7 protein-coding genes are annotated in these 14,998 nt (G+C 39.3%); all 7 read left to right on the top strand.

Annotated elements, in window-relative coordinates:
- The first annotated feature begins 52 nt into the window (after nt 1–52).
- Nucleotides 53–307, top strand: coding sequence for a 30S ribosomal protein S21 (locus tag KKH39_05090; GenBank protein MBU1203388.1), 255 nt, complete (start codon nt 53–55; stop codon nt 305–307).
- A 21-nt stretch (nt 308–328) separates the two neighbouring features.
- Complete coding sequence (locus tag KKH39_05085) at nt 329–766, top strand: GatB/YqeY domain-containing protein (GenBank protein MBU1203387.1); 438 nt, start codon at nt 329–331, stop codon at nt 764–766.
- A gap of 22 nt (nt 767–788) precedes the next feature.
- Nucleotides 789–2,444, top strand: coding sequence for an Ig-like domain-containing protein (locus KKH39_05080; GenBank protein MBU1203386.1), 1,656 nt, complete (start codon nt 789–791; stop codon nt 2,442–2,444).
- Between the two features lie 104 nt (nt 2,445–2,548).
- Complete coding sequence (locus KKH39_05075; GenBank protein MBU1203385.1) at nt 2,549–12,505, top strand: Ig-like domain-containing protein; 9,957 nt, start codon at nt 2,549–2,551, stop codon at nt 12,503–12,505.
- Nucleotides 12,506–12,533: 28 nt separating this feature from the next.
- On the top strand, nt 12,534–13,481 hold the full coding sequence (locus KKH39_05070; protein ID MBU1203384.1) for a hypothetical protein: 948 nt from the start codon (nt 12,534–12,536) through the stop codon (nt 13,479–13,481).
- Nucleotides 13,482–13,494: 13 nt separating this feature from the next.
- On the top strand, nt 13,495–14,601 hold the full coding sequence (locus KKH39_05065) for a hypothetical protein (protein MBU1203383.1): 1,107 nt from the start codon (nt 13,495–13,497) through the stop codon (nt 14,599–14,601).
- Nucleotides 14,591–14,998 carry an rRNA maturation RNase YbeY gene (gene ybeY, locus KKH39_05060; protein MBU1203382.1) on the top strand — a complete coding sequence of 136 codons (408 nt, stop codon included), beginning with the start codon at nt 14,591–14,593 and terminating at the stop codon, nt 14,996–14,998. Before KKH39_05065 ends, ybeY begins: the two co-directional genes overlap by 11 nt.

The raw sequence follows: 14,998 nt of genomic DNA, 5'->3' as shown, positions 1-14,998 counted from the left end.
TTAGCGTTATTCTTTTCACAGATAAGTTGATAAAAAATTATTAGAAACGGAGGTGATTATAGTGTTGGAAGTCAAGCGTAAAGATGGAGAATCTTTCGAAAGCTTGATCCGCCGATTCACTAAAAAAACAATCCAGAGTGGAAAAATTTTACAAGCAAAAAAAGTCAGATTTTTTACTAAAGATAAATCAAAAAGAGAACAAAAAGACAGTGCGCTTCGTCGCAAAAATATTAGTTCTCGTTTTGAACATCTAAAAAGGATTGGAAAAATAGATGAATTTGATGCCAAGCGCGGAAAAAAGCGATAAAATCAGGTCTATACTATAAAAATGTCTTTAGAGCAAACTATTGATCAAAATTTCAAAGCAGCTTTCAAGAATAGAGAGGAGCTTAAAGTCTCTACTTTAAGGATGCTTAAAAGTGCCATGAAAAATTTGGCTATTGAAAAAAGGATTGAAAAACTTGATGATGAAGATGTGATAGTGGTAGTCAAAAAAGAACTCAAAAAGCGTCAGGATGCTATTGAGTCTTTTAAGTCAGCCGGGCGTGATGATTTGTTGGCTCGTGAGCAGGCTGAGGCTGAAGTTTTATTGGCTTATATGCCTCAGATGCTTTCCGAAGTTGAAATTTCAAAAATTATAGATGAGGTCTTGGCTAGCGGATTGAGTGATTTTGGACAAGTAATGAAAGAAACAATGGCCAAGACCAATGGGCAGGCTGACGGAAAGTTGGTCAGTCAATTGGTAAAACAAAAAATACAAACATAGTTTATAATTAAATAAAGAACCCATGCTAAAATCTAAAAAAATAACTGTATTATTTATTTTCTTTTTTGCAGTTATTTTTTTGTTGTCTTTGAGCGCCCCTGCTCAGGCCGATGTATTTGGTGTCAATGATTTTGCTTCGTCCGGTGTAAATTTGGGTACAAAAGACCTAAAAGAAACTATTGCCGGCATTGTCAATATCTTTTTGGGATTTTTGGGGATTTTGACAACTTTGATAATTCTATACGGTGGATTTATATGGATGACATCCCAAGGTAACACCGAAAAAATTGATAGAGCTAAGAAGATAATTATAAATGGTGTGATTGGTCTTGTTATAGTATTGTCTTCTTATGCCATAGCCAGATTTGTCCTGCGTGAAGGCTATGATAATACCTTTGGTACAGGTGGTGGCTCAGGTGGCGGGGGAGCTATTGGTGGTGTGGGTTTGGGAGCTGGGGCACTGGAGAGCCACTATCCTCCTAGAGATGCAGTAGGTGTGCCAAGAAATACCAATATTTATCTGACTTTTGAGGAGCCGATTGATATTGCCTACATGGTAGAAGATACAGCTTGCACACCAGGTGTTGATTGTGTAGTTAATTCAGATTATATAAGTCTTTTGGCTCAAGGTAATCCTGACGCAATTACAGGAGTTGATTTGCCGATTATTTTTATTCCTTACAATGCGACCACCAGAGAGGGTCAGGATGAATTTTTGATAAATCCATATGGCGATAGTACTACTTATCTGGGTAGTCCTAGTGCTGATGTCAGACATACTATGCAATTAGGTAATATCCAGACATTAGCCGGCACAGGTGCTTTTGTCAGCGGGGCTTATAGTTGGCGTTTTACAGTAGGAACTGAGCTTGATTTGACTCCACCGACAGTGACTTATATTGTGCCTCCTAATGGATCAACAAATAATCCAAAAAATAGTGCTGTGCAGATCAATTTTTCCGAAGCTGTGGATTCTATTTCAGCAGCTGGTTTTACCGCAGATGGTTTTGACAATGTCATTGTCAGCGGTTCTATCTCTGGAAATTTAGGCGGACGCTATACAATATCCAATCAATATCGTACGGTAGAGTTTATTACTGATCAATTTTGTGGAGAAAATTCTTGCGGCGGTTCTGTATTTTGTTTACCAGGTGACGAAACTATAAATGGTCTGGTATCAGGCACAGCTACTGATGATTTGGTGGCGGATAGAGAAGAGGCAATAGTTGATATGGCCGGTAATGTCTTAGATTGTGGAACCAGTTGCTCTGGTAGTGATTATGTTTGGTCTTTTACCACCAATAATGTTTTGGATTTAACACCACCTTTTATCACTCAAATGGAAGAAATAACAGACGTCGACCTCAACGCACCAATTAGCGTAGAGTTTAGTGAAGAGTTACTTTCTAGTTCAGTAAATTCTAGTAATATTTCTTTGGACAGCTCGGTCGGGGCTTTAAATTATTGGACTGGTTTGAGTGGGGGAAATGTTATAAATATTTATCATGACAAATTTTCTCCTACTACTATATATACACCAACTCTTAGCTCTGGTATTAAAGATTCCAGACAAAATTGTTGGTATCCTTGTCTTTGTCAGGCAGGAGATAATTCTTGCACTTGTACCACACCAGATTGTTCGGGAGGACCATGCACTGGGGCAATTGGTACGCCATAATTTTAAATTTTATAAAAATTCACCCCGCACCTTTTAAATAAAAAGTTAGGGGTATAATTAGTAAGTTTCCTGCGCTTTATAAAAGGTGTGGGGTAAATATAAAAATGAGACAATTATTTTCTGTATTAATTAGCATATTTTCTCTAGGGTTTGTGTCTGTGCACAAGGCATTGGCTTCAGATGTTTTTGGTATAAATGATTTGGCCAGTACAAATATAGCTTTGGGTAGCCGCTCTATAGAAGATACGGTGGCTGGGATAATCAATATCTTTTTGGGATTTTTGGGTATCTTGGCAGTACTGATTATACTCTACGGAGGGTTCTTGTGGATGACCTCTCAGGGAAATTCCGACAAAGTACAACGTGCCAAGCTACTTATAATCAGCGCCGTGATAGGACTGGTAATTATTGTCTCAGCTTATGCAATTTCTAGATTTGTGTTGCAATCACTATATAATGAAACGGGGGCTGGTGGTCCAGGTGGTGGTACTACAATACCACCGGGTGGTACGATCGGCTGTGATGCACCGGCAGATACTACTGATCCGCGTATTTGTAAACTCAATCGTGAAAACGGACCAGCCGGAAGTAACCTGACAATTTATGGTTATCACTTTGATAGGTTGCCAGTAAGTGGAAATAGCAGTCCGGATAGTCTTGGTATGGTGCAATTGGAGGAGCGTTCAAGCGGTACAAGATTTACTGTCGAGTTAGTGGTATGTGCTGATCCACAGTGGAAAGATACTTGGGTCAGAGTTAGGGTGCCAGATACTCTGGCTGAGGGGGTCTATGATGTATTTTTGACCAATGATTTGGGAAATATTACCGATGACGCTATTTCATTTGTAGTTACTCCAGGACTGGCTACTTTAAATTTAAATTGTTTATCTCCTGAAGAAGCATTTAGTGGGACCAGTATTGATGTCCAGGCAACGGGCACCGGTTTTACTGATTTTGAGGAAAATATTTCTATGGAAGGTTGGGATGGTGCAGCGGTAGTGACATTGGATAATACTACTTTAGGACTAGGAATAGGAGATTGGACAGATACTCAAATTAATATGAATGTGCCTCTTGATTTGGCCAATTTGCCAAATGCCATTTCCAGCGAGGTGACAGTGACAGTTGGCACAGAGTGGGATTCACTTCCTTTTGTTGTACTTTGTGATACAGACAGTAATTGTGCCTCTGGTTGTTGTTATGCAGACTACTCGTGTCTAGAAGAAGATGTCTGTACAGCTGGTAGTGGCACAGGAGGAGATGATGCGCCTGTTATTGAAAATATTACGCCAGAAGATGGGGCAGTGGGTAATTTGATAACTATTTTTGGTTATAATTTTGGTGATGATATGGGTGTGGTTCGTTTTGAATCACTAGCAGGTCCAGGTTGGGTTGAAGGTGATTTACCTTCTTATCTTAGCAATGGGTCATGTGTAAATATTTGGACAAATAACTATATAATAATTGGGGTACCGGCTGATGCTGTAGTTGGTGTCGGAGATCTGACAGTGGTCCAGAGTGCTGCAGTTGGTGGATTGGAATCAGATCCTTATCCCTTTGAAAGAAATGATACGATTATCCGACCAAGTATCTGTGCTCTAAGCGACAGCGAAGGATATTATAGCCAGGATATAACTATAGATGGTATTGGTTTTCAAACTACTGACCAAGCTTATTTTGATACGGTCGTCAGCTATGACACCAGTGTCACAGATGTTACACCACCTGGTACTTATGCTATTGCTGAGGTGCCAAATGTAGCCGGTTATTTTGGGGTAACTATGCATACTGACGCTGGAGAAATTAGTAACCCATATCCTTTTACTGCTATTATTTCTTCGGGTGGGCTACCTATTATAAATGAGATATCACCAGCCGGCGGCCCGGTCGGGCAATATATTACTATCATGGGCTCTGGCTTTGGCAGTTCAGGTGAGGTCAGATTTGACCCGTCGGGTTTGAATGTCCGAGGAGATGACTCCTTCCCGGTAATGTGTGGTGATAGTTTTTGGTCAGACAGTCAGATACTAGTCAAGGTACCGGAGGCTGCCTGGACTTTGGATACAAATTATGAAGTGGTGGTTGTCAGGGGGTCAGACTCGGCTATCAGTGAGTCATATTCGTTTGAAATACAGTCTGGTGATCCGGCACCTGGGATTTGTTTGATTGATCCAAACAACGGTCCGGCCGGTTATGATGATGTAGATATTTTTGGTGAAAATTTTGGAGCTATTCCTGGCAGTGTATATTTTTACAACGAACAATCTGTCGGAGTAATACCGCCAGCCAGTTGGAATGACAATCAGGTATTAAATCTCACTGTGCCAGCTGGAGCTGTCACAGGACCAGTCTATGTCCAAGATTCGGGCGGAGATACAAGTAATGAAGTAAATTTTGCAGTTGGTGAGTGTCAAAACACTGAATCTTGCCAGGCAGCTTATGGAGAGTCTTATGTCTGTTGTCCGGAGGCAACCGGAGATTATTGTACTGACAGTTGTGGTGTGGATATAAATGCTTGTTATTATTCTTGGAATTTTTATACTGAAGATGATCCTTTTGGTATTCATTATAATTATAATTGTGATACTGATGTACAGTCCCCATCACCCTGGCCTGATGGTCATGAGTGGGAAGACGCTGTTACGGGATTTATTTCTTATCCGTCATCTGTAGATGCATTTACTGATGCTAATATTTCAATTTTGTTTACCAGAAATGTTGTAGATGCCGATTTGTTGGACTCTGACAATTTTAGAGTTTATGCCTGTAACCATGATCCTGACTTAACTGGTTTTGCTCCAGGATCGTGTGAGGTTACTTCTTTAGATGGGAATTTAAGTATTATAAATCATAATAGTAGTAGAGAGGGTGTAGAATTTAATCCAGGTCTAGACGAAGCTTTTAGGCTAGATGCCGGAAGATGGTACAGAGTAGTGTTGGGATCATTTAAGTCATCTTGGGGCGGTGATGTTTGGGATCCTACCATGGAAGATCCAGATTTTGATTGGTATTTTAGAGTCAGAAATGATACTAATATCTGTGAGGTGTCTAATGTAGTAGTCAGCCCGCAAAGAAATGTTTCAGATATATATGTAGGGTCTGAGAGAGAATTTTATTCTACGCCAGTAGCTGATAATTGTAATGTTTGTGGTGGTAATTATGATTGGGCTTGGTCTTTGGATCCTGATCCGGCTCCGATTGCCAGTTATGCCACACTGCTTCTTAATGATGTAGATAATGAAAATATAAATAGAGGTTACAATATAATGCAGGGTGGTCCAAATGCTACTCAGTTTTTGCCTGATCCAAACTATGCAAGCATCAATGCCCAAAATCTAGATTTTGCAATAAGTGGTACATCGCAGTCTATGATTTTGGCTCCAACACTCAGTTTACTTGATTATGGACCAAGATGTAATGATTCTTGTCTTAATGCCGGAGTTTGGGCCATATTTTCAACTCAGCTTGACAGTATTATTGATATTGACGGCACATATCCTGATCAAATAGCAATTTATAGGTGTACAGATACAAATTGCAACACTTATGACAATAGTTTAAATTATGTAAATGGCTATACAATATCTGATGAATTATTGACTATAAATCATATTGATTTTATACCCCAAGAAAATTATAAAGTAATATTGTCAGCAGATTTGATAAATACATATAGTTATTCTTTGGGAGCTGAGAAATCTTGGAATTTTTCAGTCGGCGATGAAAATTGTGAGCTGGCCGGTGCTTATATACGTCCGGATGGACTGACGGTCACCAATTTAAATGACATATTGTATACTGCTTATACTTATGGAGAAGTTGGAATTTGCGGAGCAGATTTTATACAGTGTGATGATGGTCCTTGTAATTATACTTGGAGCACTGATGAACCAGCTACTTATTTTACACTTGATACAGGTGCTAGGCAGGTTTGGGCGCGTCCTCTTGGCCCAAATGGTACGGCGCCTATAGATTTGGATATAAGCGGTGACTATGGTCCGGCTAGCGCTAGCACTAATTTGACCATCAATGTAAGTGGAGGCAACGCACTGGATCTTGACTTACATCATACATTGGTTGAGCCAACTTGCGGAGCGGTTTGTACTACTTCCTTGGTCAGAGTCTGTTTTGATAAAGATGTAGAGTCAACCAGTATACCAGCCACTGGATTTTCTATACTTAGCGCCGCTACAGGTGAACATTTTAATGGTGCGGACTGGATGGGGCCATCAAATCCTCAATGTATAAAACTTAATTATACTGGCATTGGCCGAAATGATAATTTTACGGTCACGGTCCCAGCTGGCATTGAGGGAATTGACGGAAGTGTATTAAGGAGTGACATAAATTGGAATTTTGGTACAGGCGACAGTGAGTGTTTTGCTACGGGAGCACTGGTAAGTCCTGATTACAGGCGCATTACTACGCCAGGCGAATCTTGGGTATATCAAGCTTATGGTACCTGGAGCAGTGAAGAATGTAGTAACGTAACTTTTGATTGTACTGCTTGTACTTATGATTGGAGCCTTTCCAACGGGTTTGCTTCTATCGTTGGTTCCAATATTTTGCAATCTGTAGAGGTACAGGACAATCAGACTACAGATGCTGGTACAGTTGAGGTAATGGTTAATTTGATAAATGAACATGGAGACACTGTGGAGCCTGATAGTGGAGTGTTTGAAATAGATACAGCCGGCACTGTGGATCCTTTATTTGTGACCAATCATTATCCAGATTGTGATGGATCATGTAGCAATGCTGATGTTACTATATATTTTAATTCAGATTTAAGAACCGTCTCACTGCCTGGTAATTACCATATCTATGATGACACATTAGGCACAGAAATTACCGGTTTGTTGACTACAATTGGAAATAGACAAGTGTTGATAGATCATACTCCGTTTGTGCTCGGACATGACTACAGAGTGGTTTTAGATGGTACTATCCAAAATACAGATTTAAGCTTCTTATACAATGGCGCTGGTTATACCTATACTTTTGGTATTGGTGCCGCTGATTGCGGAGTTGATAGGGCTAGAGTAGAACCACAAAATGTCACAGCTGGAGCTAGTCAGCCTTTGGGTAACTATATAGCACAGACTATCCATGACAGCGTGGTTTGTGGTGAAGAGCCCATAAATTGTCCTACTTGTAACTACAATTGGTTTTTTGACACGCCAAACATAGCTGTGTTTAGTAGTCCGTTGACTCAAACAACTGATGTTACCACTAATTCCTCACCACCATTAGTAGGCGGTGAACATACGGAGGTAAATGTTACAGTAGCTGAGGGGACAAGTCCTCCAGTATCCACTGACCCAGGAGATATTAATATTATAATCTCCGGTCCTGTTGTATATCCGACGCCAGAGGTGGTGGATATCAATCCTGATCATCTTGAGACCAATATTTGTCTCAATATTGCTCCAAATATAGAATTTAGCGAGACTATGAATAGAGCTAGTATTATCTCGCAAGGTCGTTTTTATGAAGAATGTGCCGGCACTTGTGAAGTAACTGGTACTTGGACATTTAGGGAAACTACCAATGGTACTCAGGCTATGTTTAATCCGGATATAAATCTTAATCCAAACTTGAATTATTGGATTTCTTTTGCTAATACTGATGCTATTGTTAGTGTCAATGGCGTATCACTTGACCCGACTGGATTATTTACCACCCCAATGGGAGGACTGGGATGGATGTTTACAGCTGGGGACCGTATTTGTCAGGTACACAGTGCAGATATAAGTCGCAATGATTTATATATTGATAGTGATTTGTTTAATTGTGCGGGAATTAATAATTGTCCGGGAGATAGCCGTCCGGCTATTGGCGGAAATCAACATACTTATATAGCTACTGTTTATGATATTAGTGGTGCGATATTGTCGGGTACATTTTTGGATTATACTTGGGATTCTACCCAACTTAGTGATGATGTAGTATTTTCTGTGCTAGACAGTGACCAAGAGACAGACGGTACTGCCCAACCTACAAATGGCCAAGCTGTATTGTCTGTTGATGTAGAAAATTCTACAGATGATCCAGGGCATATAGTCCGAGACACTGCTTTGGTAGAAGTGATGCTTTGTGAAGAGCCATGGCCAAACTTATCTTCTTATCCTTGGACTGATCCGGAGATGCCTAGTACCAATTTTTCCACTTATTATTGCCAGTACTCAGGCTTACCAGGTGATAATATATTACCTTATTTAGCTATTCCTTCATTAAATAATCCAGATGATCCTGACGTATATCGTGAATTTATTTCTACAATAAATTATCTTACAGTTAAGTCTGGTACTAATGCTTTTGGTAGTTTGGCTTATTATGATGATTATCAGACAGAGACAAAAGAGTCTGTCTGGCAAAAAATTACTAAATTGTTTAATAAACCAGCCTTTGCTTTTGAAGATGGTGTGCTTTTATGCGGTCCAGTTACGCCACGTAATTTTGCCATCACATTTGATGGTATAAATGCGCATTTATCTTGGAATCAACCAAACTATGATCCAGATCTTAATGGACCGACCAGCGGGTTTTTAGTTCAAAGAATGTTGATTGGTGATGATGTTGATTGGCAAAATTATGCTACAGCACCAGCTGGTGCTAACTCTTGGACTGATCCTGAAGATTTGGAACTGGATAGAGAATACCGCTATAGGATAGCGGCCACAAGCAACACTTGTGATGATTTTCCATCGTCGAATTGGGCTGGGCCAATCACCTTATATACTAATGCCAGTCATTCCTTGGTGGATATTATTGGTATTAGAGTGATACAAAATTCAGAGCACTTATCAGTAATGGATTGGTATTTGAAAAACGCCCCAAATCCATCTGATACAGGCTCTCTAGTATCAATTGATGGTTATGAGGCACTGAAAGTGGGCAACACTTTATATATTGCTGCTAGTAACGTAACTACAAATATATACACAAATATTTATATAATAGCTCACAATATAGGGGCTAGGCCAAGTACTATAAATATTTTTAATCAAATGGTTTCTAATTTTAAACTAAATATAAACATTACAGAAAATACAGCTAATATATGTAATATTTCCGGTTTATCCTGCTCTACAGATTATGATTGTCCAGGAGAAAATGATTATTGTGAGGCTAGGAAATTAAAATTACGACGTGACACCAAGAGGCTTTCAGATTTGATAGCTATACAAAGATCTATTATGTCATACGGTGAGGCGCATGCCAGCTGTAGCTATGATAGTAGTATATCCTGTAATGACTCTACGGATTGTCCAGGGGGAGAATGTATAAAACAATACCCACCATTGAACGCTGGTTCATATTTACAAGGGTTGACAAATAGTCGCTGGCCGTCCTGGACAGCTACATTAGGAAGTGCTTTGGGTATGTCTATCCCAAGTGACCCTATAAATCGTTTTAATATAGATGGTTGTAGTGATCCGTATAATACAGATACCTGTTGGTCTGAATCAACTTTAGAATTTTTCTGTCCGACAAATTCTTTAATCTATTATTATAACTCGCTTGATTTTGGTAGAGGTTTTACTCTACGAGCTAATTTTGAATATGATATGTATGATACTGGCGGTGTTACTTTTGCCAGTAGTCTTGTACCGTCAGGCTGGTCTACTCTTTATGGTTTAGCGTCCGATTTGGGTATATATTGTGATGATGCAGTACAAAATTCTCCAGGAGCAGCTGCTTGGCCAAACTGTGGTAATGGCATTGTTGATACAGAACCATATTGTACAATTTCTTGCCCTAATTGTGATAATTCTGTTGATTGTGTCAATTCTGGCGGACGTTGGGTTCAAGAGGAGTGTGATGGTAACTTTTGGTCTTATGCTTGCTCTCAAGATGCTCCCAACTCTAATCCGGATATTCTTACCAATGGCAATCATCCTTGGTGGAATGAGCAGACTATTGGTTGCTATCCTCCTGGTTCACTTGACTCAGTCGGCAACTCTATTGGTTGTCAGTGGTATCCTATAGATAGATCCCAAGCACCATTTACTGCTAGCCAGTGTGGAGGTTATTGTGGCGATGGCGCAGTACAAACTTTTTATGAAAATTGTGATGGCAATCTGCCGTCTGGGTATTCTTGTGATGATGGAGATTCTATCAGTTGTAGTGGTTGTCAAGTGATGTGTACGGGTGATGGGGGCTCATATCCGGCGGCTTTATGCGGAGATGGAATTTGGACACCCGGCGTAGAAGAGTGTGATAATAGTGCCAATCCTAATGGCTTGGACACTTGGGATTGTACAGAGGGCGGGGCTGTGCGTTGTAGTAATAGTTGTGTGGTAGAATGTACTGTCGGTGATCCTTATACTGGAGCCTGTGGCGATGGTGAAGTAAATTTTCCAGAAGAGCAGTGTGATTATGCTGGTTATGTGGCGCCCGGTCCAGATACTTCTGGTCCGGCCAATACATACACTTGCAGCAATCAGTGCCAATTTACGGGTGATTATTGTGGTAATGGAATATTAGAATATGCTTTTCAGGAAATATGTGATACCAACTATGAAACGCCTCTGCCAGAATATTCTTCAAAATTTAATCAATATGAGTGCCGTATGTCTGGTATTTTTTGGGATTTTGACACTGGCAATGATTATGGTCGCTGTACTGCCACTGAAGCGGGTTGGTGTGGTGATGGTTTTATTCAAGATATTTATGAAGAAACCTGCGATCCTGCTATAGCTGGCGACCTCTATTCTCCAAATGAGACTTCTCTAATAAATCAGTATGTCTGTGATGATTATGATTGTGACGGCCGTGTTGGTGGCTACTGTGGAGACGGCGAAGTACAGAGTGATTACAATGAAATTTGTGATGGCCTTGATTATCCCGACAGGCCGACTCCGGCAGAATCTGATTTCACCCGTACTTATACTTGTGATATGACGAGTAATAATAGATGTCAACAGAGTGCTTCAGGTGGTGGCTATTGTGGAGATAATATCCAACAAACTCTATTTGGTGAAGGCTGTGATTGGAATGTGGCTGATCCAGAATTTTCTTATCCATGGCCACGTCAGAGAGATAATATTACTATATTTTCAGACCCCAGCTTCCAATATGAGTGTAGTGACTGTCTAAATACCGGGGGATACTGCGGAGATGGTGTAGTCCAGAGCTATGAAGACTGCGACACTGGATTTGATCCAGCTTATGAAATAGAAAAAAATATTGATTTAGTTTATGTTTTTGATATGTCTGGCAGTATGAGAGGTGATGCGCAAGCATTGTGTACTGCTACTCAGGGAGTGGTTGCAAATTTAGAGGAGGATCATCAGGAGATTGACTATCGTATTACTATATATGTACTGGGTGACAATGATGGAGGAGTGGCTTATGACGATAGTGATGGTACCGACACACCAGATCGTCCATATACACCTGTGTATCTGACGGATGATGATGCTGATGATATTGAATCTATATTCCCTAATAACGGTGGCTGGCTGGACGAAGCTTTGCAGGTATTTAGAGCTCTTTATACAGACTGTGCATTAAATGATAATGTAAATTATCCAAAGGTTAGGTATTTGAGCTTTTATGACAATACAAGTAATGATATAAATGTGCCAGTCACTATAAATGGTGATATACCAGATTTTGATGAAGCATGCCATAGCAATAATTCTGATCAGTTTGCCGGACGTTTGGAAAACTGGGGTTATGCTATTAGTAAAATTATAGAGGGGTATAATTGGAAACCTGGATACCAGAGAGTGGTACTTCCAGTATCTGATGAAGCCGCTTATTGCGGAGGAAATTCAATTATTCATGAAAACGAAGATTATGATGCAAGTTTACCTGATGTTCTCTATTCAGCCTCACAAGCGGCCAGATTATCTGATCCGGCTGTACATATTAGTCCAGTTCTGAGAAGATTTACTCCTATTTATGATATTGGACAAAGATTAGCCGATGACACTGGTGGTTTATTTACCAATGAGGTTACAGGTTGGGCTGCTCAGACTATCAAGGTTATCAACTCTAGTTTCTGTGACGGAAATGGTGATGCACATATGGATTGTACTTTAGAACCATAATTAATAAATAATTATAATATTTTAAATTATGTTTGATGATTTAAAAGACAGTAGTCAAACTGGGCAGACACCTGTTTCATCTCCTAGTCAACCAGTCATGCCTGAGACACCAATTGTTTCCCAAACAGCCAAAAATAATACCCCAGTTGCACCATCTATGGCAGGAAAAATTGATGACATGTTTGGCGATGTTGATCCTACACCCGAAAGACCAAGTCCGGCAGTGGAAAAACCAAGTGCTGTAGCATCTGGCAAAATAAAACCTCTTTCACAGACCAGACTGCCTTCTAGCAGTACAATGCCAACTACTCAAGAGCCTTCAAAATCGGCCGAAGCTCCTTCACCACTAGCTGGGCCACCACAATCCATAAATGCCGATTATAATTCGGGACCAATGAGAAAAATAATAGTGATAGTTTCAGTTGTTTTGCTTTTGGCAATTATTGGAGGGGCGGTGTATTATTTTGTGATTATGCCTAGATTAAATCAGTCTGTTATTGTAAGCAATGAAAATATCAATAACAATGAAAACGTCAACACCAATGAGGTGATGGTCAATGAAAATATCAATAACAATGAAAACATCAACACCAATGAGGCGGTGGTTGATGAAAAAAATTTGGACGATGACTCAGATGGCCTGACTAATAAGGAAGAAGAAGAATTGGGTACCAACCCGTTTGATCCAGATACTGACAATGACGGAGTATTTGACCAGGATGAAGTAGAAATTTATTTTACCGATCCACTATCAGATGATTCAGATATGGATGGCCTGACAGATTATGAGGAGGTTCGTATTTGGAAGACCGACCCAAACAATATTGATACTGATGGTGATGGTTTTGCAGATGGTTCGGAAGTTTTAAATGGTTATAATCCTAATGGAGAAGGCCGTTTAAATGAGAATGCCACCAGCACTAATGAAAATAGTAATATAAATAATAATACAAACACAAACACTAACCAAAGCTAAATTAAAAAAAATTATGAATGATCAAAGAGAGTCAAAGGGTCGGGTATTTAGCCACTTGGCCAATAAAGATGATGTAAAGCCAATGACAACTGGTAATTTAGACAATGAAAAAGCCACTATTGATGATATAAAAAGAGAAGTGGGGGCAAAAAAAGAGATTATTACTGTCCATGCTATGCCGGGTAAATTTGTTGCTCAGAACCATACCAACCCTGGAGGTCAACCCAGAAAAAAAGGCATGGGTAGTGGCCAGAAAATAGCTTTGATTTCTATTATTATTCTTATGTTTGTGATAGCAGTGGTAGCCGGAGGTTTGTGGTTTATTAGTCAAAATAGAGCAAACACCAACGTCAACACCAACGTCAATACAAATACCAACGTTAACACCAACGTCAATCAAAACCAAAACACCAACGTTAACACCAACGTCAATCAAAACCAAAACACCAACGTCAATCAAAACCAAAACACCAACGTCAATACCAACGTCAATACAAATACCAACGTCAATATCAACCAAAACACCAATACAACGGTTATTATCCCAGAAAATATAGATGCTGATGATGATGGATTAAGTTATGAAGAAGAATTGACTTACAACACTAACATCAACCTAAAAGACACTGATCGTGATGGTTTCAGTGATGGACAAGAAATAATGAATTTGTACAATCCATTGCTACCAAATCAGAAATTAGTAGACTCGAGCTTGGTTACTAAATTTATAAATAATCCTTATGATTATACTTTTTTTAGACCAAGTAAATGGTTAGCCGAAGGTTTGGCTGGCTCTCTTGACCAGGTGACCGTAATACCGGATTCAGAAAGCGGGGAATCATTTTTGATATCAGCTACGGCAAATGACACTAATTTAACTTTGGAGCAGGCCTATCAGGAGCTGGTACCGACTATAGGTGGAAATTTGAATTTTGAAAATTATAGTTTGGGCGGGCGCCCGGCTTATAGGCTTTTGGACGGAACTATGGTTTTATCAGTTAGTTCGGATTTTATATATTTGATATCTTATGATTTGGGTCTTGATGAAGAATCAAATTATTTTGATAGTAGTTTTGAAATGATGTTAAATAGTTTTGTCTGGTTGGAAGATGAAAACTAATTTAATAGTTATTGATAAGAGAGGATTGTCAGCTGATTTCTCATGGCTAGCAAATCTGGAAAAGATATTTAAAAAAAGATTTTATTTAAAAAAAGAAATTTCCATTGCTTTATTGTCGCCCTTAGAAATAAAACAGCTTAATCATGTTTATAGAAACAAAAATAAAGTAACTGATGTTTTATCTTTTCAAATAAATAGTAAAGATATTTTGGGTGAAGTTTTGATTTGTCTAGACCAGGCCAAAAAGCAAGCCAAAAAAACCATCAAATCAGAACTACAGCTTTTGACAGTCCACGGCATATTACACCTTTTGGGTTATGATCATGAAAAAAATCTAGCTGAAGAAAAAAAACAAAATAAGGAACAAGAAGAAATATTGACTTTGTTAAATAAGTAG

Source organism: Patescibacteria group bacterium (assembly GCA_018819405.1).
GTDB lineage: Bacteria > Patescibacteriota > Patescibacteriia > UBA1558 > GWA2-36-10 > XYD1-37-29.
Note: the sequence above shows the minus strand (reverse complement) of the source record. Positions and strands in the feature narration are given on the sequence as shown.